Origin of the sequence: Mesorhizobium metallidurans STM 2683 (assembly GCF_000350085.1) — a bacterium.
In the GTDB taxonomy this organism is placed as follows: Bacteria; Pseudomonadota; Alphaproteobacteria; order Rhizobiales; family Rhizobiaceae; genus Mesorhizobium; species Mesorhizobium metallidurans.
The window spans coordinates 17,414-36,188 of record NZ_CAUM01000014.1 but is presented as its reverse complement, the minus strand read 5'-3'; the positions used below and the strand labels follow the sequence as shown (position 1 = coordinate 36,188).

The following is an 18,775-nucleotide window of genomic DNA, read 5'->3' as shown; positions in this document are numbered from 1 at the left end:
AAAAACCGATAGATAGGCTATCCGGATTGTGTCCGGACGGGATCGGGCCATGGATCGGATCGTGCTGCTGGAAGTCAGGATCAAAGAGCCGCGTCGGCATTTTGCAGGTTGCATGCCACGCGGTGCCGGGTCACTCGGCCAGTTGCCTGTACCTGCGGTTCCCTCGCGGGGCGGCTTCAGTCGAGTGGCGAAAAACGCGCCGACAGCAACTGGAACGGCAGCGCGCCATAGGTGGCGACAGTCGCCTCATCGTCCCACTGCCGGAACTGGCGGGATGGCCGGGCTTCGAGCACCAATGCCTGGCTTTCACCGTCCAGCGTCACCTTGCCGCGAAAGTGCAGCACCCTCTCCCCACCAGTGCGGCTGATCACCACGGACCGCAAGCGGGCAACATGCCGGCCGGCGGCGTTGATCTCCATTTCGATGCGGCGCCGGACCGGCGGAACGGAGATCCTGACGGCCACCTCAAGCATCACGTCGCCAGTCATTTCCAAATAGGGAGTCGTCTGGGGATAGGGAATCGTTTGTGAAAGCACGAATGGCGCGGGCGCCGTCTTCACCTTCTGCGTCGCCGATTTGCCGCGCCAGACGACATCAGGCGCCGATTGCCGCAGCCGGCCCTTCTTGCGTTTCAAGCGCAACTGCTTGGCAAACCCGCGCGACAGCCAGACGAGGCCGCCGAAATCCGTGCGCGGCTTGGCTTGCAGCACCGAGGACCAGCGCGCCAGGCCGGCGCGATCCGCCATCTCCACTATGCTTGCCAGTGGCGCCTCGGGCACGGCAATGCCGATCTCCAGCGCGAGATAGGAGAGCGCCACCGCCGCCGCCACGGCAAGGCGGCGTCTGGCGGCGATATCGAGGAACACATCCCAGTCGACATCGCCGCCATCGATGGCCACCGCGCAATCGACCAGCCAGTCGCTGTGGGTGTGAGCGTCGAGACCGCCATGCGCGATCGCGAGTGCGATGCGATCGGCCGGCGATGGAACAGATACGCTGACGCCGCTGAATTCGGCCGCTATCGCCCGTCGCCAGATCGCCAGATCGTCTTCCGCGCTGGATTGTGAACCGTCATAGCCGAACTGATGCAGGTCGATGTCGCCGAAGCTGCCCTTGAAGAAGTTCATCGAGCGCACGGACGACAGTCTGGTCCTGAGATATTGCGGGCTGACGCCGGTGGCGATCTGCCAGTCGCGGTCGCGCAGCACATCGAAGGCAGCGACCATGTCCTGCGGGCGCACCAGAATATCGATGTCATGCGCCACCCGGCCGCGCTGCGCCGACGCATCGACGGCAATGCGGCTGGCGCCCTTGATCAACATCACCGCCGATCCGGCCTCCACCATCGCCTTCAACGCCGGCTCGGCCTCGCGCATCGCCATCCGCGATTTGGTCCACAGCATTTTTTGCAGGCCGACAAGGCGCGGGTAGGCGGCATGGACGGCAAGCTTCCTGCCGAACCTGTCGGAAATCGCGGCGAGCAGCCGGTGCTCGCGAAAGGAGACGAGGTCGATGTCGTTTTCATCAAGCCAGCGCATGGCGCATTGGCAGGCCGCTTCCTCATCGGGAAGAAGCGCCGCCTTGAGCAACTGGTCGAGCTTGCCGGTCGGCCAGGACCAGCCATAGTCCGGAAACCGGCGGCCGATACGCCGGATCGTCCTGGCCATCAACTGGGTTCCGTCCTGTTTCGCGCCCGACGCTGCATGGCGAGCCGGGCGACTTCGAGATAGCCGCGGTCACGCGCGGCATCGCGCCCATAGGATAGGCTGCCGGGCCTGATGCGACGCAATGTCAGCGCCTCATTCAGCATGTCGAGAACCAGGCCCGCCTCGCGTGCCCGGGCGATCCAGTCGATCATTTCGCCGCGTCCACCCGGCGGATCGACGATCGGTCCGACGGCATCGAAGACCTCGCGGCGGATCATCATTGTCGAACGCGACCAGCCGGGCACGGTGACGGCCTCGGGAGCATCGGGCCGGTCATGGTGGAAATTACGCCAATGGGTAAAGACGCCCGCTACCTGCGGAAACCGCCTGAAATGCGCAAGCTGTTCTTCGATCTTGGTCGGCAACCACAAATCGTCGGCGTCGAGCGTGGCGATGAACGGCGTCGACAGCGCGGCAATGCCTCTGGTCGTGGCGCTGCCCGGCCCTGTGTTCTCCTGGCGCAAAAGCCGCACCTTCAGGTTCAGCGCATTGATCACGGCCGCCATATCGTCGGTCGAGCCGTCGTCGACGACGATGACGGCGTCAGGCTTGACCGACTGAGCCACGACCGATCGCAACGTCTCGGCGATGGTGGTGGCCGCGTTGAAGGCCGGAATAACGACGCCGTAGCCCGACATTACAGGAAACGCCCCATCACAGGAAACGCCAATGCGCGAGGTCTTTGAAATCGAATATACCGTCGACCGCGTGCAGGGAAGGATTGGCCTTGCGCCGTTTTATCGATTTGTGGATAGCGCGCATGAATTCGCGAAAGGGCACATTCTTTTCCTTGGTCATGTTGCCGGGGTGGCGCCGGTAGTAGAGGGCAACAGTATCGGGCATGAGGAATCTCGGGCCGCTCTCGAAGACGCGCAGCAGGTAGTCGGTGTCCTCGGCCTGGCTGAAATCCTCATCGAAGCCGCCGATCCGCTCGACAAGGCTTCGGGCGAAAATGCCTGCGGACAGATGGATCCCGCGAACGGTTATGGAATGGCTGTCGGCGGCCGGTTCCTGCGTCTCGTCGTCTAGACTGTCGATAAGCGTCATCCGCGAATAGGTCAGATCAAGGTCTGGGTCGGCTGCGAAACAGGCAAGATCGGCCCTGAAGCGGCCGGCGGGCGAGATGTCGTCCGAATCGAGAAACGATATGAGCCGCGTTTCCGGCAGCAATTGCCGCAGCCCCGTGTTGCGCGCCTTGGTGACACCCATATTGGCTTGCTGGAACAAGCGGATGCAAGGCGCCTGCTCGATCAGCGAGCGCACCGTCTCTGCCGACGCGTCGGTCGAGCCGTCATCGACAACGATGATGTCGAGATCGGCGTCATCGCATTGCCGGAGCAGCGAACGCAACGCCGAACCGACATAGCGTTCGCGGTTGTAGACAGGCATGATCACGCTCAGTTTCATGCATCACCCCGCAATCGCGCCAGAGCAGCGCGACCTGCCCCGACAACGGGCGACGATGATCCTCTCCTTGGACATGTCACGTGAATTGCCAATCGGCCGGGCTCCTGAGTTCGAAAATACCCTCGACCTGGCGGAGCGAAGGATCGGCCTTGCGCCGCCGCATCGATTTGTGGAGCGCCCGTAGGTATTCGCGAAGCGGGACACCTTGCTCCCTCGTCGCATTGCCTGGGTGGCGCCTGTAATAGATCGCCACGGTGTCGGGCAGTGTGTAGCGGGGGCCGCTTTCGAAAATGCGCAACAGGTAATCGGTGTCTTCGGATTGCCTGAACGCCTCGTCGAAGCCGCCGGTTCGGTCGATGAGCTTCCGGCTGAATATCCCGACACTCAGCGAAAGCCCGCGAAGCATCATCGTGCGGCAGCCGGCGGCCGGTTCCAGCGTCTCGTCGTCTATGCCATCGACCAGCATCATCAGCGAATAGGTCAGGTCAAGGCCGGGATCGGCCGCGAAACAGGCAAGATCGGCCTTGAAGCGCCCGGCGGGTGAGACGTCGTCGGAATCGAGAAACGACACCAGCTCTGTCTGCGGCAGCAACTGCCTCAGCCCGCTGTTGCGCGCCTTGCTGATGCCCATATGCGCCTGCCGGAACAGGCGAATGCAGGACGTTTCGTCGATCATGGCGCGCACGGCGTCGGCCGTGCCGTCTGTCGAGCCGTCATCGACGACGATGATGTCGAGGTCGGCGGCGTCGCGTTGCCTGAGCAGGGAGCGCAGCGCGGAAACGATGTAGCGCTCGCGGTTGTAGGCGGGCATGATCACGCTCAGCGTCATGGCGTGCTCCGCGCGAGAAACGCCGAAATCGTCCCGGCGATCTCCTCCGGTCGCGTCCCCAGCGACAGGCGATAGCATGGCAGCAGGCGCGTAAGGTCGCTGAAGAAGCGAAAGCCGCTTTCCCGCTCGCCCGGCATCTGGGCGATTCCGGATGGCGCCAATGCAATCATGGCGTCCTTGCGCGAAACGGGCATGATCGAGCTTGCTTCACCTCCGCCGATATGTGGCACCAGCAGCGCGACGATGTCCAGACTTGCGGGCACCGGCCGCGCCGCGATGTCGTCGATGCGGAACTGATGCTTGCCTTGCCAGTTCAACGGACCATAAGACGTCAATTTGTGCTTCAGCCCGAGCCGCTGGAAACCCTTGGGATCCTGCTTCAGCGTGGCAAACAGCGGATGGGCTTTCACGCCATTGGCCGCATCGATCAGCACATAGTCGTCGCCGACGCTGTCCAGTCCGTTGAGCAGGCCGGCGACGACCGTTCCCGATTTCCCGGCTCCGCCCGAGCCGGCCAGCAGAATGCCTTTGCCATCGATACCCAGCGTGCCGGCGTGGGCCAGCCGCATGCCGCGCGCAGCATACTCCCAATGCAGGAAGGCGCGCAGCGGCGCTCCGGGCTCCCACGGCGGAAAAGCCTCTGGCGATGCCATCAACTGCACCCCGACGCGGCGCTCCGGATCGTAGAACTGCCAGAAATCCAGGTCGTGATAGTGGTTGCCGCGCAGTCCGGCCTCGGCCAGGCTGGTGGCGAAGGCATGATGCGTGAAATGGGCTTGGCCCCAGCTCGCCGGGACGGGAATGACCTCAATGTCGGGGCTGGCCAAGAAAATACGGCAGTCGCCTGTTGCGGTTCGGTCATCCCGAGCCCGGACAAAAGCCTGATCGATGGCCGCCGCCAGCGGGCCAGGGCTCAGATGCGCCGTCAGCTCCAGCCGCGGCAAGTCGACCTTCGCGGTGACAGCATAGCCGGCGGCAGCACCTTCCGCCGCAGCCAGTATATAGCGGGCATAGTCCGGCAGCGATTGGAGGTTGACGCGCGGCATGGCTGACATGTTCCAGTATCGCCCCGATGTGGCGAAGGGGCGACCGGGCCGCTCCTTGTGTTTCAGGACGCCTGTTTGACCGCCGGCCAGCCGAGAGGTTCCTCGACCTCATGGATCGGATCGACCACGATAAGATCGGCAAGGTCGTCATGGATGTCGACCTTGAGCGGCTCGCTGGTGTCGGCGAGTTCCGCAAGAAGAGCGCCCGAAATGGGTTGCGCCGCCGCATCGGCCGCAGGTGCGAGCAGGCCGAATTCGAGCAGCTGTGAAATGAAGCTCTCGAGCTCGGCCAATCTTATCGTTGACGTGCCCGCCGTCTGTCCGACCAACGCATGGGCGGCAACGCCGGACGACAGCGCTTCCCAGACCCTGCTGCCCGAATCGGAGAAGCCGAAATATTTTCCGGTTGAAAGGTCGAGCACGACGGCTTCGCCGTCGAAGGACTCAAAAACAATGTCCTTGCTCGCCACCGCGTAGACCAATTGTTGCATCGTTCTTCCCCGCCTCGGACGCACGGGAAGCGAATCGCCGCTCGTCGCGGTCCGCCCCGCCGCTGGGGAAAGCATCTAGCCAGTTGCCCCTTCTTTGGCAAGATAGAGCGCCGACCAACGACCGGCCCGGCACATTTTGCACGGGACAAATGGTCGAAGACCGTTCAGGCTTCGACCTCGATCGCCGTCATCGGCTTCGAGCAGCAGGCCAGGATGAAGCCGTCGTCGATCTCGTGGTCGAGGATGCCGCCATTGTGGCTCATCTCGACGCTGCCCGAGATCTTCTTCACCTTGCAGGTTCCGCACAGGCCGAACTCGCAGGCCGCGGGGATCCTGACGCCCGAGGCGCGTGCCGTCTGCAGCACCGTCTGGCCGGCAAGGCATTTGGCATCGACATCCGAAAGCGAGAACCGGATCGGCGTTGCTACCGCGGCAGGCATCTCTGTCCCGCCTCCCGCCGGCGAGGCAAAGGGAGCCGGTACTTCCTCCACGGCGGGCGCGGCAAAGCTTTCCTGGTGATAGTTGTCCATGGCGAAGCCGGCAGCCTCCAGCATCTGCCGCACCGCGCGCATGAACGGATCGGGGCCGCAGCAGAAGATTTCGCGCTCGCGGAAATCGGGTGCGAGCAGCGGCAGCCTGATTGCGTCGATCCGGCCCATATGGCCGAACCAGCCCTCGCGGCTGGAGCGTTCCTCGATCATGAAGCCAAGCGTGAGGCCGGGCATGCGGCTGCCCAGCAGTTCGAGTTCCTTGCGGAAGATGATCTCTTCCGCGCGCCGCGCGCAGTTGACGAAGCCGACATCGGTCCATGGCGCGCAGTCGTTCAGCCAGCGCAGCATCGACATCATCGGCGTCACGCCGGAGCCCGCCGAAATGAACAGATATTTGGCTGCCGGATGGCTGTGCAGCGAAAAGTCGCCCGCCGGCCCGTAGGCCTTCACATGGGCGCCCGGTTTCAAATTGTCGAACATCCAGCGCGTGCCGATGCTGCCGGCCTGCGCTTTCACCGTCACCGCGATCGAGAACGGCCGCGATGGCGAGGACGACAGCGTATAGGTGCGCATCAGCGGACCGTCGGCGGTCGGCAATTCCAGTGTCACGAATTGCCCCGGCTTGTAGCGGAACCAGGTCTGGTTGTCGGAGCGGAAGGTGAAGGTCTTCACGTCAGGCGCTTCGTCGCTGACGCCGATCACCTCCAGCACCTGCAGCCGGTCGTTCCACGGCGCCATCTCGTCGAGATGGCGGTAGAGGCCAAGGTCGGTCATCGCATTCATCCCCCGGTCCCTCAGGCAACGCTGCGCAGCGCCGGCCGGCCTTCGGCAAGGCGTGGCCCGATGAAGGACGCGTACCATTCGACGAACTGGATGACGCCGCCTTCATGCAGTTCCGAATAGGGGCCAGGCTCGTAGGCCGGCGACAGGATGCCGAAGGCGTTTTCCTCGACGATGCGGCGGTCCTGGTCGTTGGTCTCGGTCCAGACATGGGTGAGTTCGGCGAGATCGTAGTCGACGCCTTCGACCGCATCCTTGTGGACCAGCCATTTGGTGGTGACGGCGGTTTCCGTGGCGCTGATCGGCAGCACGCGGAACGTGACGGCGTGATCGCCGAGGATGTGATTCCAGGTGGTCGGATAGTGATAGAGCAGCAGCGAGCCGATGCGGTCCGTGGCAACGCTGTCCGAAAGGTTCCTCTTCACGGCGCGCTTGCCCGTCATCGTGTAGCTGACGGCGTCGCGCAGCAGCGGCGCGCGGGTGGCGCGGTATTGTCCGGCCGAATCGATGCGGAACTTGCTCGGCAGGCCGGCCGCCTCGCATTTGGCCCAATGCGCCAGCATCTCCGGGTCGCTGTCGGCGCCTTGCACGCCAGTCACCGTCGGCGCCTCCGGGAATGTCTTGCAGAGCTCCGGATGGTTGCCGGCGCAATGATAGCACTCGCGGTTGTTTTCCCAGACGAGCTTCCAGTTGCCCTTCTCGACGATGGTCGATTCAAAGGCGACCTTTGCCTCGCGCAGCCGGTGCGGCAGCAGGTAGGGTTCGATCATCGTCCGCATCGGGGCGAAATCCGCCGGCTCCTTGGCCAGGCAGATGAAGATATAGCCGCCGACGCTTTCGCAGGCGACCGGCTTCAGGCCGAACTGGCTCTTGTCGAAACCGTCCGCCATCTGGCGGGCGAACAGCAGCCTTCCGTCCAACTCATAGGTCCACTGGTGATAGGGGCAGACGAGCTTGGCCGCCGTGCCCTTGTCGGCGCTGCAGACGCGGCTGCCGCGATGGCGGCAGGAATTGTGGAAGGCGTTGATCTTGCCTTGCTGGTCGCGCACCAGCACGATCGGATAGTCGCCGATCTGGGCGGTGAGGTAGCTGCCCGGCTTCGGCAATTCGCAATCATGGCCGATGAACAGCCAGTCGCGATGCCAGATCAGCTCCATGTCGAGCCTGAAGAAATCGGGATCGGTGTAGAAGGGCTGTTCGAGGGAGAAGCCTTCCCTGCGGTTATGCAAGAGCCTCAGCATGTCGTTGCGCGTGTCCATGTCCTGTCCTCTAGCTAAGGACTGAACTGGTGGTGATGGAGGAAGGATCGGCCGCAGGCCGGCAAACGGCCGGCATGCACTATCCACCTCTTGACCGCCCACCGCGATCAGTCGAGTTCAACACCTCGGGCTGGTTTCCGGGCTCTGGAGTTGTCCTTGCGGACTCATCGCGACACCTTCCCAGGCTTATGGGCCCAGTGGTCTCCCGTTGCGACTTGAACTCCACCACCGTTGCGGGGGCAGCGCCGGACTCTGACCGGCTTCCCAATTCTCCGCCTCGTCGTCACGAGGCGGCACCCGAGATGCCATGATCTAATCACGACAGCCGGCCGACTGTCGGCATGAAAGCGACATCGTATCCATGCGGCGCGACACGGCCGGCGAAACCTGCAAGCCGGCAATAGCGCGGCTGAAACCCCATTTTGCCGGCTGTCTTTGTCGGCTGCCGGCACCGTCGAATCCGACCCGCGGCGGGGGCAAAAAAGGTTAACAGTTTCCAAAAGTGACTATTAGCTGTTTCTAAAATCGAACCGAACGGTTCGTTTCTGTTGACGCTGCGTGCAGGACAGTGTGAACACTGGCGCTCCGACACACTTGGTGATCCGCTGACCGATTTAATATAACAGATTGATAATATTGATAAAAAATATGGTGGTAGGAACCCTCGGTACAATTTCAAGATGTAGAGTCATGGTCCACACGAAACAACTTCGTGATTGGAAACCGGTGAACGACCCACCCACATCGGGGCTGTTCGGACGACGCGAATTCCTCCCAGGACACGTCGCTAGACGGACGCAAAAACTGAGATACCGGAGTATCAAAAAATGAAAAAGATCGCTCTTACTGCCGCCGCCCTTCTGGCCATCACCGGCAGTGCCTTCGCTGGCAGCGACAACTATGGTTCCAATAGTGCGAACCAGCCTGCCGCCGCAGTCGACAGCTCGTACACGGCCTCCACTCAGAAGTCGGCGCACGCTGATGAGCAGCCCATCGTTCAGGGCAGCGACCGCAACCTGTTCGGCAACCGCTAACAGCTGAGATAGCAGGGCGGCGGATTGCCTGCCGCCCGGGATCTTGGGTTTCAGAAATTCTGGAGTATTAAAATGAAAGAGATCGTTCTTGCTGCCGCCGCCGTTCTGGCCATGTCGGGCAGCGCTTTGGCCGGTAGCGACAATTATGGCTCCAACGGCGCCAACCAGCCGGCCGTCGCAGTCGACAGCTCGTACACGGCCTCCGTCAAGCAGTCCGAACCTGCTGCCGAGAAGCCTGTCATGCACGGCAGCGACCGCAATCTGTTCGGCAATAACTAAGCCGATCCAGACTCATGGTCTCGAACCCTGGGTTCGGCAAGATCATGGTCGATCAGACAGGGAGCGGCGGGTTGCCCGCCGCCGTGCAGGGATACGAAATCCCGGCATATGAAATCCAGGAGTACCAAAAATGAAGAAGATTGTTCTTACTGCCGCCGCGCTTTTGATTGCCGCCGGCAGCGCCTATGCCGCCAATGACAATGTTGGCGGGACCGACATCAACAAGCAGGCGACCGTCAACGTCGACAACACCCGGACGTCTTCGGTGCGCAACACCGGTTCGCCGGTCTACAAGCTGCTCAATTCGTCGGGCGAAGTACAGAAGTCCGCCCCTCAGGGCAGCGACCGGAATCTCTTCGGCCGCTAGCAGCCGAAATCGATCCCAAAGACAAGAGTGGCGGGTTGGGTCCGCCGCTCTTGTTTTTCCCGGCAGATCGTTCGCCGGGTTCTCAGGCCGCCTGCGCTTCCGCCGAGTGGAGCGAGAAAGAATGGCCGTCCGCGTCGAAGATATGTAGGTCCTCGGCATTGGCGCTCAGCCGCAGCTTTGCCCCGCGCTTGACCTCGACATTGCCGGGCAGCTTGGTCACCAGCGGCAGGTCGGCGCGGCCGATGTCGACATAGACGAGCTGAACCTCGCCGAGCTGCTCGACATAGTCGACCGTCCCTTCGAACAGATAATCCGCGCCTGTCGCAATCATCAGATCTTCCGGCCGAACGCCGAAACTCACCGACGCGCCCTTCGCCGACGCCGGCGTGGCGATCGGCACTGTCGCCTTGCGTCCGCCGACATGGTTGACGATGGTTGGACTGCCTGATTTGTCGATGGTGGCCGGCAGGATATTCATGGCCGGCGAGCCGATGAACTGCGCGACAAACAGATTGCCGGGCCTCTTGTAGAGTTCCATCGGCGTGCCGACCTGCTCGATATGGCCTTCCTTGAGCACCACGATACGGTCAGCCAGCGTCATCGCCTCGACCTGGTCATGGGTAACGTAGATCATCGTTGTGGCAGGCATCGATTCCTTGAGCTTGGCGATCTCGATGCGGGTCGCGACGCGCAGCGCCGCGTCAAGGTTCGACAGCGGTTCGTCGAACAGGAAGACTTTCGGATTGCGCACGATGGCGCGGCCGATGGCGACGCGCTGGCGCTGACCGCCAGACATCGCCTTGGGCAAGCGGTCGAGATATTTGGTGAGTTGCAGGATCTCCGCCGCCTGACGCACCCGCTTGTCGATCTCGGCCTTGCTTTCCTTGCCGATCTTCATCGAGAACGCCATATTGTCGTAGACGGTCATGTGCGGGTAGAGCGCATAGGACTGGAACACCATGGCGATGCCGCGCTTCGACGGCGGCACGTCGTTCACCACGTCGCCATCGATCTTGAGCTCGCCCGAGGTGATTTCCTCAAGTCCGGCGATGGACCTGAGCAAGGTCGACTTGCCGCAACCCGAAGGGCCGACGAAGACGATGAATTCGCCCGACTTTATGTCGAGGTCGATGCCATGCAGAATGTTCAGACTGCCATATGATTTCTTCACCTGCCTTAGCGTGACATCGGCCATGATTCCCTCCAATGGTCCCTTGCAAATTCAGTCGATGCGCCCGAACCAGGCGCCGTAGCCGCCGAGGCGGATGGAGCCGGCTTCAGTCTGTCCCGAAAACCCGTGTCCCGGCAAGGGCTGCAGCGAGCGGCCGCCGAGATTGATTTCCGCCGGCCGGCTGCCGAGATTGAAGGCGCAGACGATCTGCTCATTGCCCTCGCGGCGGGTGAAGGCGACAGTGTCGCTCTCGCTTTCGATGAAGGCGATATCGCCCTTCGCCAACGCCGGATGCAGGCGGCGGAAAGAGAGGAAGCGCCGATAGTGCTCGAGCAGCGAATTGTCGTCGCCCTGCTGCACATTGACCGCCTGCGCAAGGTGCTTGGCCGGCACCGGCAGCCATGGCTTTGCTGTCGAGAAGCCGCCATTTTGGGCGCTGCCATCCCATACCATCGGCGTGCGGCAGCCGTCGCGGCCCTTGAACTCCGGCCAGAAGCGGATGCCGTAGGGATCCTGCAGATCCTCGAATTGCAATTCCGCTTCGCCAAGACCGAGCTCCTCGCCCTGATAGATGCAGACCGAGCCGCGCAGTGACATCAGCAGCGCCGAGATTACCTTGAGATAGGCGGTCTGGTCTGCTTCGTCCGCGGCCCAGCGCGAGGCAGGGCGCATCACATCGTGGTTGGAGAAGGCCCAGCACGACCAGCCGTCGCTTGCGACCTTGCCGAAGGCTTCCAGCACCGAGCGCACCTTGGCTGCGCTGATCTTTTCGGGTGCCAGGAAATCGAAGGAGTAGCACATGTGCACGCGCTTGCCGCCGGCGGTGTAGGCCGCCACCACGTCCAGCCCCCGTTGGGAATCGCCGACCTCGCCGACCGCGGCGGTCGCCGGATATTCGTCGAGCAGCGCGCGGAAGCGTTCGAGGAAGTCGAGGTTTTCCGGGCGGCTCTTGTCGTAGAGATGATCCTGGTAATTGTAGGGGTTCACGGCAGGCGCCGTCTGGTCGTTGCGCTCTTCCGGCGGCAGCGGCGGATTGTTCTCCAGCCCCTGGCTGTGGAAGTAGAAATTGATGGTGTCGAGGCGGAAGCCGTCGACGCCGCGCTCCAGCCAGAAGCGGGTGATGTCGAGCAGCGCGTCCTGGACCGCTCGGTTGTGGAAGTTGAGATCGGGCTGCTCGGCCAGGAAATTGTGCAGATAATATTGCTGCCGGCCGGTATCCCACTGCCAGGCCGAGCCGCCGAAGATCGACAGCCAGTTGTTGGGCGGCGTGCCGTCTGGGCTGGCGTCGGCCCAGACGTACCAGTCCGCCCTGGGGTTGGTGCGGTTCGCGCGGCTTTCGCTGAACCACGGATGGCTGTCGGCGGTATGCGACAGCACCTCGTCGATCATCACCTTGAGCCCCAGCCGGTGCGCCTCCGCCGTCAGCGCATCGAAATCGGTCAGCGTGCCGAACATCGGATCGACGTCGCAATAGTCCGACACGTCGTAGCCGAAATCCTTCATCGGCGACTTGAAGAAGGGCGAGATCCAGATGGCGTCGATGCCAAGCGAGGCAATGTAGGGGAGCCTGCGGATGATTCCCTTGAGATCGCCGATGCCGTCGCCGTTGGAGTCCTGGTAGCTGCGCGGATAGATCTGGTAGATCACCGCGCTGCGCCACCAGTCGCGATCGACGGCAAGGTCGGGTTTCGAGGTCGCTTTCAGTGCCGATTGCATGGTCTCAGCCTCCTTTCACCGAGCCGGCGAGCAGCCCGCGGACGAAATAGCGCTGCAGCGAGAAGAACACGATCAGCGGCACTATGATGGTCACGAAGGCCGATGTCGTCAGGATCTCCCAGTCGCCGCCGCGCGAACCGAGCAACGCATTGAGCTTGGCGGTTAGCACGATCTGGTCGCCCTCGGTACCCAGGAAAACCATCGCCACCAGCAGATCGTTCCATACCCAGAGGAATTGGAAGATGGCAAAGGAGGCCAGGACCGGGAACGACAGCGGCAGCACGATCTTGACGAAGATCTCGAAATCGCTGGCGCCGTCGATGCGCGCCGATTCCATGATTTCGCGCGGCAGCCCGGCAATATAGCTGCGCAGGAGATAGATGGCGAACGGCAGGCCGAAGCCGGTATGCGCCAGCCAGATGCCGAGATAGGTCTTCGACGGCACGCCGAAGAAGGAGCCGACGCCGTTGTAGAGCTTCAGCAGAGGGATCAGCGACATCTGCAACGGCACCACCAGCAGGCCGATGATGACCGCGATCAGCAGCGCCCGGCCGGGAAAGCGCATCCAGGCCAGCGCGTAGGCCGCGAAGGCCGCGATCAGGATCGGGATGACGGTCGCCGGAATGGTGACGGTCAGCGAGTTCATGAAGGACCGGCCGATGCCCTCCGAAAACAGCACGGTCTTGTAGTTGTCGCTGGTGAATTTTGGCGGCGCCGACGAAGCATAGTAGACGCGCTGGCCGCGCGCGCCCTCGAAGGCCTTTGGCGAGGTCATCACGAAACCGCCATCGGCGTTGAGTTGCAGCGTGACGCCGTCGCCAAGCTCGGCTGTCGTGCCGGCGGGATATTGCGTCGGCGCGGCCGACTTGACGCCGAAGGCGCTGATGTCGCGGGCCGCACCGTCGCCGAAGATGTTGCCTTCGAGCACGAACTTGCCGTCCTTCTCAACCTGCACCGAGGCGGGCGGCAGCCGGCCCGCTTCGGTCTGGCTGGAACTGGCGAATGAGTTCCACCAGCCCGAAGCGATGATCTGGTCCTTGTCGCGCAGCGACGAGACAAGAATGCCGAGCGTCGGCACGGTCCAGATCGCGACGAAGATCAGCACTGCGATATGGACGCCGAAGCGGCCGACAAAGGACTTTCCGGTTGTGACGGCCATCTCAATGTCCCCCCGTCTCTTTGTTCGCCTGGCGGATGTTCCAGACCATGATCGGAATGACCGCGATCATGATGATGATGGCGATGGTGGCGCCGCGGCCGAAATCGCCGCCGCCGCGAAACATCCAGTCGAACATCAGATTGGCCAGGACCTGGCTGTTCCATTGGCCGTTGGTCATGGTCAGCACGATGTCGAAGACCTTCAGCACCAGGATGGTGATGGTGGTCCAGACAACGGCGATCGTCCCCCAGATCTGCGGCACCATGATCTTCCAGAAGATCTGGAACGGATTGGCGCCGTCGATGACGGCCGCTTCCAGCGTCTCTTCGGGAATGCCGCGCAAGGCCGACGACAGGATGACCATGGCAAAGCCGGTCTGGATCCAGATCAGGATGATCATCAGGAAGAAATTGTTCCAGAACGGCAGCGATATCCAGACCTGCGGCTGGCCGCCGAAATACTGGATGATGGCGTTGAGCAGGCCGATCTGCGTCTGGCCCTCGCCGCGATACTCGTAGATGAACTTCCAGATGACGCTGGCGCCAACGAAAGAGATGGCGAGCGGCAGGAAGATCAGGCTCTTGGCGATGGTGCCCCACCAGATCTTGTCGGTGAGCACGGCGATGATCAGCCCGAGGAAGGTGCAGGCGGCCGGCACCACCGCCAGCCAGATGATGTTGTTGAGGATCGAGTTGCGGAACTCGCGGTCGCCGAACGCCCATTGATAGTTGGCGAGGCCGACGAAATTGACGCCGCCGCGATCGAGGAACGACAGCCTCAGCGTCTCTATCACCGGGTAGATCAGGTAGATGGTGAGGATGATCATGGCCGGGCCGACGAACAGCCACGGGCGGATCATTCCTTGCCGGCGCAGATTGTCGATGGCTGCCGCACCCTGGACGCCGCGCGACGGGAAAATAATGTCCACCAGTCTGTTGGCGCCCCAGAAATAGGCGACGCAGCCGCCAACGCCGACGATGATGACTGTTATGGCCGAAAAGATCTGAGCCGCCATGGGTCCCTCTCCCTGCGTTTTGATCCGCCAATCGGGAATGGTCCTTGGCGATGGATCATGAGTCGATTCAGTTGTGAAGCGCGAGCGGGTGCCAGGCAGGCTTCTGCCCCGGCCGGCCACGCTTCATGCCGGAATTCTATGCTTCACGAAAAATACAGTCGGGCCGACGGGTGGAACCCGGGCCATCGAGGCCCGGATCCAGTAAGGATGGGTAAGCCGATGATCGGCCGTCTACTTGATTGCGTCCCAGCTCTTCTGGATGTCGGTGGCGACATCCTGGGCGGACTTGCCGCCGACCAGATCGATCATGCCGGTCCAGAAGGCGCCGGCGCCGATCTTGCCCGGCATCAGGTCGGACCCGTCGAAGCGGAAGGTCGAGGCATTGGCGAGGATATCGCCCTGCTTCCTCAGCGCGTCGCTGGCATAGGCCTCCTTGTTGACCGACTTGAACGGCGTCACGAAGCCGCCCTCGGCCATCCATATCTCGTGGGCGAGCGGCATCTTCAGAAATTCGATGAACGCGCGGGCACTCTTGCTATCCTTGGTGATCATGGCCAGCGTGCCGGCGCCGAGCACCGGCGTGCCGAGATCGGGCTTGGAGGCGTAGGGCGGGAAGTAGAAGAAGTCCGCATCCTCGCCGACTTTCGTCCCTTCCGGGAAGAAGGTCGGAATGAACGACGCCTGATGATGCAAATAGCATTTCGGCGGTACCGAGAAGAGGCCCTTCGGGCTGTCGCGGAAGTCGGTCGCGGCAACCGCCTTGGCGCCGCCATCGACCATCTTGTCGTCGGTCGCGATCTTGCCGAAAATGTCGATGGCGTTGACCGCCGCGGGATCGTTGAACGGGATCTCGTTCTTCACCCATTTGTCGTAGATATCGGGCGACTGGGTGCGCAGCATGATGTCTTCGACCCAATCGGTCGCCGGCCAGCCCGTCGCTCCGCCCGAACCGAGCCCGATGCACCACGGCGTGCCGCCGTCGGCGATGATCTTCTTTTCGAGATCGGCCAGCTCTTCCTGCGTCTTCGGTACCTCGTAGCCGGCTTCCTCGAAATTGTCCGGCGAGTACCAGACCAGCGACTTCACGTCGGCCTTGTAGGGGAAGGCGAAGAAGCCCGGCTTGCCGTCCTTGTCCTTGAAGGTTCCGAGATCGACCCAGGACTGGCCGGCGCCGTAATTGTCCTTCACCCAATTGGCGGTGTCGTCGCCAAGCGGCGTCAGCAGGCCTTTCGATGCCAGGTCCTGGATCAGGCCTGGCTGCGGCAGCACGGCAATGTTGGGCGGGCTGCCGGCCTGCGTGTCGATGACGATCTGCTGTTCGTAATTTTCCGAGGAGGAATATTTGAGATCGACGCCGGTGGCTTCCGAGAAATAGTCGAGAACGCCGCGCACCAGGCCCTCGTCCTCGCCGCGCCATGGCCCGAAGATCGTCAGCGTTTCGCCCTTGAGGTCGACCTTCTTGAGCTCTTCGTAGTTCGCCCAGTTGAAGCGGGGATCCTCGCCCGGCTTGAACTTCAGTTCGGCTTGAGCCGGTGCGCTGAGGGCGAGCGTGGCAAAAGCGGCGCTCAGCAGAAGCATTTTCTTCATCGGTATTTCCTCCCAGTGTGACAAACACCGGACGAAACCTCCATTCCGCCCGCCGGCGCTGCAGGACTGTGACTCAGTCGAAAGGGAACCGCAACCTTCCGCAGAGTCTTCCAAAGCGCTTTGGCTTTCCTGATCCCGCCATTGAATCGACCGGAAGTCAAGAGGGGCATTGAGCTAATCGATTTAATTTCTGCGATTAAGGGTACAAAATGTGCGCTGCAGCATGCTTTTTTGGCGATGCAGCAGCAATTTTTGCTGCAAACTGGTCCCAACACTGCTTATGGTTGCCGGACGCTGGCTCCGCCGCTTTTATTGCAGGCGGAATCTAGAATTGAAAGCGCTTTGAGGCTTGGAGGCCTCCCGTGAACCTCAAGCAGCTCTCGCATATGCTGTCGCTCTCGCAGACTACGGTGAGCCGCGCGCTGAACGGCTATCCCGAGGTCAACGAGGAAACGCGTCGGCGGGTGATGGACGCCGCCAAGCGCCATGGCTACCGCCCCAACCCGAGCGCGCGCCGGCTGGCGACCGGCAAGACCGGAATGATCGGCTATGTCTTGCCGACCGGAACCAGCGTCGACATCGATCCGCACTTTGTCGAATTCCTGTCCGGCCTCGGCGACTATGCCCGCTCGCACGAGCTCGACCTGGTGCTGTCGCCGGCCGACGCCGACGACCAGGAGACGACCTACCGGCGTATCGTCGCCAACCGCCAGGTCGACGCCGTCTACATCTCTTCGCCGCGGCCGGCCGACCGGCGGGTGGCGCTGGTCAACACGCTCGGCATCCCCTTCATCGTCCATGGCCGCAGCGAAGGCTTCGATTTCGACTACCCCTTCACCGACATCGACAATGAGGGCGCCTTCCACGAGGCGGCGCGGCTGCTCGTCCAGCTCGGTCACCGGCGGCTGGCGCTGATCAACGGCGACGACCGCGAGACCTTCGCCATCCATCGCGAGAGCGGCGTGCGCCGGGCGCTCGCCGCCAGCGGCCTGACGCTTGGCGAGCGCCATGTCTGCTCCGTGGTCATGACCGAGGAGAACGGCTACCGCGCCACTAGGCGCCTGCTCGAGCAGAGCGACGCGCCGACGGCGATCGCCTGCTCCAGCCTGATCATGGCGCTCGGCGTCGTGCGCGCCGTCCGCGACCTCGGCCTGACCATTCCGGGCGACCTGTCGCTGATCGCCCATGACGACGTTTTCCCCTGGCTGAAGCCGGAGAATTTTTCCGTGCCGCTGTCGACGACCCGCTCGTCCATCCGCATGGCCGGCGCCCGCATCGCCGAGCGGCTGGCGGCGCGGATATCAGGGCTTGAAGAGGGGGCGCGAGGCGAGGTCTGGCCGGTGGATTTGGTGGTCAGGGGATCGGTGGCCGGGGCGCCGGGCTAGGCTAGGGATCGTGTTCCGACGGGTGTGCCGACTGAAACCAGCACTCGCCGTCGAGTTCCGTCACACCCCCCTCTGGCCTGCCGGCGGATGAGGGGCGGCGCCAGCGCTCGCTGCTTGCTACCCAACGTTGGCGCTGTCCCTCACCCTTACCCTCTCCCCGTAAGGGACGGGGAGAGGGGCGCGCAAACGTGGCGGCCAATCCTTCAGTCGAGAAACGGCTTGGCCTTCATCGTAGCGGGGATGGGCACGCCGAGACGCTTCAGCACCGTCGGCGCCAGCTGCAACTGGTCGAGCAGCGTCTCGGCCTCCGGACCCTTGCCCGCCCCGAAATAATACAGAGCGAAATCCTGCATCTCGTCGTCATGGCCGCCATGATGGCCACGGTCGGTCTGGCCGTGATCGGCGGTGACGATCACTTCGTAGCCGGCTTCTCGCCAGCCCGGCAGGAAGGCGGCCAGCATGCCGTCCATGGCATAGACGGCGTGATCCATCTCGTGGCAGTCGTGGCCGAAGCGGTGACCCATCGAGTCCAGCGTGCAGGTGTGCAGGATGCCGTAGTCGATGCCGTGGCGCCTGGTCAGCATGGTCAGCGTCGCGAACAGGTCGGCGTCGCTGGGCGTCATCTGGTTGCGCAGATTGTAGCCGGTCATGGTGTGGAAGCGGCCATGCGTGATCGGCCCGCCCGGCTCGTCGAACTCCATGTCCTCGACCAGGTCGAACGGATAGGCCCGGAAGAATTCCGACCAGTAGGAATGGGTCACCGCGCCGGTCTTGCCGCCGGCCCTGGCGACTTCCGAAAAGATATCCGGCTGTTCGACGCGAAACCGGTTCTCATTGGACAGGATGCCGTGCACTTGCGGCGCAACCCCGGTGTGGATCGAGGCATAGCAGCAGGCCGAGGTCGACGGCAGCACCGAACGCATCTTCCAGACGCGCGCCTCGCCCGATTGCACCCAGCCTTCGAGATTGCCCATCAGCCGTCGCCAGTTCCGATAGGGCACGCCGTCAAGGATGATGAGCAGGAGTTTTGTCTCGGGCGCCACGGGCGGCTCC

At 62.8% G+C, this 18,775-nt stretch carries 18 protein-coding genes and 1 riboswitch; of the genes, 4 read left to right on the top strand and 14 right to left on the bottom strand.

The features are described from left to right. Positions 1-176: 176 nt before the first annotated feature. The 8 genes from MESS2_RS03605 to MESS2_RS03570 all read right to left on the bottom strand — a co-directional run bounded on the left by MESS2_RS03605 (position 177) and on the right by MESS2_RS03570 (position 8,009). Positions 177-1,667, bottom strand: coding sequence for a nucleotidyltransferase family protein (locus tag MESS2_RS03605; protein ID WP_040591999.1), 1,491 nt, complete (start codon positions 1,665-1,667; stop codon positions 177-179). Continuing rightward, positions 1,667-2,344: a glycosyltransferase family A protein gene (locus MESS2_RS03600; RefSeq protein ID WP_008872716.1), complete on the bottom strand. Its 678-nt coding sequence runs from the start codon at positions 2,342-2,344 to the stop codon at positions 1,667-1,669. Before MESS2_RS03600 ends, MESS2_RS03605 begins: the two co-directional genes overlap by 1 nt. A gap of 16 nt (positions 2,345-2,360) precedes the next feature. Then, entirely contained in the window at positions 2,361-3,113 is a 753-nt protein-coding gene (locus MESS2_RS03595) for a glycosyltransferase family 2 protein (RefSeq protein ID WP_008872715.1), read from the bottom strand. A gap of 76 nt (positions 3,114-3,189) precedes the next feature. Continuing rightward, complete coding sequence (locus MESS2_RS03590; protein ID WP_008872714.1) at positions 3,190-3,942, bottom strand: glycosyltransferase family 2 protein; 753 nt, start codon at positions 3,940-3,942, stop codon at positions 3,190-3,192. After that, positions 3,939-4,997, bottom strand: coding sequence for a serine kinase (locus MESS2_RS03585; protein ID WP_244439860.1), 1,059 nt, complete (start codon positions 4,995-4,997; stop codon positions 3,939-3,941). The genes MESS2_RS03590 and MESS2_RS03585 overlap by 4 nt, the downstream gene beginning before the upstream one ends. 53 nt (positions 4,998-5,050) lie before the next feature. Continuing rightward, a complete protein-coding gene (locus MESS2_RS03580; RefSeq protein ID WP_008872712.1) occupies positions 5,051-5,479 on the bottom strand; it encodes a PqqD family protein in 429 nt (142 codons plus the stop codon). Between the two features lie 164 nt (positions 5,480-5,643). Next, positions 5,644-6,744, bottom strand: coding sequence for an FAD-binding oxidoreductase (locus MESS2_RS03575; protein WP_008872710.1), 1,101 nt, complete (start codon positions 6,742-6,744; stop codon positions 5,644-5,646). Between the two features lie 20 nt (positions 6,745-6,764). Continuing rightward, positions 6,765-8,009, bottom strand: coding sequence for an aromatic ring-hydroxylating oxygenase subunit alpha (locus MESS2_RS03570; RefSeq protein ID WP_008872709.1), 1,245 nt, complete (start codon positions 8,007-8,009; stop codon positions 6,765-6,767). Positions 8,010-8,120: 111 nt separating this feature from the next. Further along, a riboswitch (cobalamin riboswitch) is annotated at positions 8,121-8,325 on the bottom strand. A 511-nt stretch (positions 8,326-8,836) separates the two neighbouring features. Here MESS2_RS03570 and MESS2_RS03565 point away from each other — a divergent pair. The 3 genes from MESS2_RS03565 (at position 8,837) to MESS2_RS03555 (ending at position 9,689) form a co-directional block, all read left to right on the top strand. After that, positions 8,837-9,043, top strand: coding sequence for a DUF680 domain-containing protein (locus MESS2_RS03565; protein ID WP_008872708.1), 207 nt, complete (start codon positions 8,837-8,839; stop codon positions 9,041-9,043). Positions 9,044-9,115: 72 nt separating this feature from the next. Continuing rightward, the gene (locus MESS2_RS03560; RefSeq protein ID WP_008872707.1) at positions 9,116-9,322 is read left to right on the top strand and encodes a DUF680 domain-containing protein; all 207 of its coding nucleotides are present in this window, start codon (positions 9,116-9,118) and stop codon (positions 9,320-9,322) included. A 130-nt stretch (positions 9,323-9,452) separates the two neighbouring features. After that, complete coding sequence (locus MESS2_RS03555) at positions 9,453-9,689, top strand: DUF680 domain-containing protein (RefSeq protein ID WP_008872706.1); 237 nt, start codon at positions 9,453-9,455, stop codon at positions 9,687-9,689. Positions 9,690-9,771: 82 nt separating this feature from the next. On the opposite strand, the gene MESS2_RS03550 is transcribed toward MESS2_RS03555, so the two are convergent. The 5 genes from MESS2_RS03550 to MESS2_RS03530 form a co-directional block, all read right to left on the bottom strand. After that, positions 9,772-10,884 (bottom strand): ABC transporter ATP-binding protein, encoded by a 1,113-nt coding sequence (locus MESS2_RS03550; protein WP_008872705.1) that lies wholly within the window; start codon positions 10,882-10,884, stop codon positions 9,772-9,774. 27 nt (positions 10,885-10,911) lie between these two features. Next, positions 10,912-12,576: a beta-galactosidase BglA gene (gene bglA, locus MESS2_RS03545; protein ID WP_008872704.1), complete on the bottom strand. Its 1,665-nt coding sequence runs from the start codon at positions 12,574-12,576 to the stop codon at positions 10,912-10,914. A 4-nt stretch (positions 12,577-12,580) separates the two neighbouring features. Beyond that, on the bottom strand, positions 12,581-13,735 hold the full coding sequence (locus MESS2_RS03540; RefSeq protein WP_008872703.1) for a carbohydrate ABC transporter permease: 1,155 nt from the start codon (positions 13,733-13,735) through the stop codon (positions 12,581-12,583). 1 nt (position 13,736) lies between these two features. Further along, a complete protein-coding gene (locus MESS2_RS03535; RefSeq protein WP_008872702.1) occupies positions 13,737-14,750 on the bottom strand; it encodes a carbohydrate ABC transporter permease in 1,014 nt (337 codons plus the stop codon). Positions 14,751-14,981: 231 nt separating this feature from the next. Then, the gene (locus tag MESS2_RS03530) at positions 14,982-16,337 is read right to left on the bottom strand and encodes an ABC transporter substrate-binding protein (protein WP_008872701.1); all 1,356 of its coding nucleotides are present in this window, start codon (positions 16,335-16,337) and stop codon (positions 14,982-14,984) included. Positions 16,338-16,699: 362 nt separating this feature from the next. On the opposite strand from MESS2_RS03530, the gene MESS2_RS03525 reads away from it, so the two are divergent. Continuing rightward, positions 16,700-17,722: a substrate-binding domain-containing protein gene (locus MESS2_RS03525; RefSeq protein WP_008872699.1), complete on the top strand. Its 1,023-nt coding sequence runs from the start codon at positions 16,700-16,702 to the stop codon at positions 17,720-17,722. A gap of 203 nt (positions 17,723-17,925) precedes the next feature. On the opposite strand, the gene MESS2_RS03520 is transcribed toward MESS2_RS03525, so the two are convergent. Next, on the bottom strand, positions 17,926-18,765 hold the full coding sequence (locus MESS2_RS03520; RefSeq protein WP_083918350.1) for an alkaline phosphatase family protein: 840 nt from the start codon (positions 18,763-18,765) through the stop codon (positions 17,926-17,928). Positions 18,766-18,775 lie beyond the last annotated feature (10 nt).

Coding starts and splice junctions, on each gene's coding strand:
- MESS2_RS03585 (WP_244439860.1), bottom strand. CDS start 4,997: ATGTCAGCCATGCCGCGCGTCAACCTCCAATCGCTGCCGGACTATGCC.
- MESS2_RS03560 (WP_008872707.1), top strand. CDS start 9,116: ATGAAAGAGATCGTTCTTGCTGCCGCCGCCGTTCTGGCCATGTCGGGC.
- MESS2_RS03530 (WP_008872701.1), bottom strand. CDS start 16,337: ATGAAGAAAATGCTTCTGCTGAGCGCCGCTTTTGCCACGCTCGCCCTC.
- MESS2_RS03550 (WP_008872705.1), bottom strand. CDS start 10,884: ATGGCCGATGTCACGCTAAGGCAGGTGAAGAAATCATATGGCAGTCTG.
- MESS2_RS03600 (WP_008872716.1), bottom strand. CDS start 2,344: ATGTCGGGCTACGGCGTCGTTATTCCGGCCTTCAACGCGGCCACCACC.
- MESS2_RS03540 (WP_008872703.1), bottom strand. CDS start 13,735: ATGGCCGTCACAACCGGAAAGTCCTTTGTCGGCCGCTTCGGCGTCCAT.
- MESS2_RS03595 (WP_008872715.1), bottom strand. CDS start 3,113: ATGAAACTGAGCGTGATCATGCCTGTCTACAACCGCGAACGCTATGTC.
- MESS2_RS03605 (WP_040591999.1), bottom strand. CDS start 1,667: ATGGCCAGGACGATCCGGCGTATCGGCCGCCGGTTTCCGGACTATGGC.
- MESS2_RS03555 (WP_008872706.1), top strand. CDS start 9,453: ATGAAGAAGATTGTTCTTACTGCCGCCGCGCTTTTGATTGCCGCCGGC.
- MESS2_RS03590 (WP_008872714.1), bottom strand. CDS start 3,942: ATGACGCTGAGCGTGATCATGCCCGCCTACAACCGCGAGCGCTACATC.
- bglA (WP_008872704.1), bottom strand. CDS start 12,576: ATGCAATCGGCACTGAAAGCGACCTCGAAACCCGACCTTGCCGTCGAT.
- MESS2_RS03575 (WP_008872710.1), bottom strand. CDS start 6,744: ATGACCGACCTTGGCCTCTACCGCCATCTCGACGAGATGGCGCCGTGG.
- MESS2_RS03580 (WP_008872712.1), bottom strand. CDS start 5,479: ATGCAACAATTGGTCTACGCGGTGGCGAGCAAGGACATTGTTTTTGAG.
- MESS2_RS03565 (WP_008872708.1), top strand. CDS start 8,837: ATGAAAAAGATCGCTCTTACTGCCGCCGCCCTTCTGGCCATCACCGGC.
- MESS2_RS03535 (WP_008872702.1), bottom strand. CDS start 14,750: ATGGCGGCTCAGATCTTTTCGGCCATAACAGTCATCATCGTCGGCGTT.
- MESS2_RS03570 (WP_008872709.1), bottom strand. CDS start 8,009: ATGGACACGCGCAACGACATGCTGAGGCTCTTGCATAACCGCAGGGAA.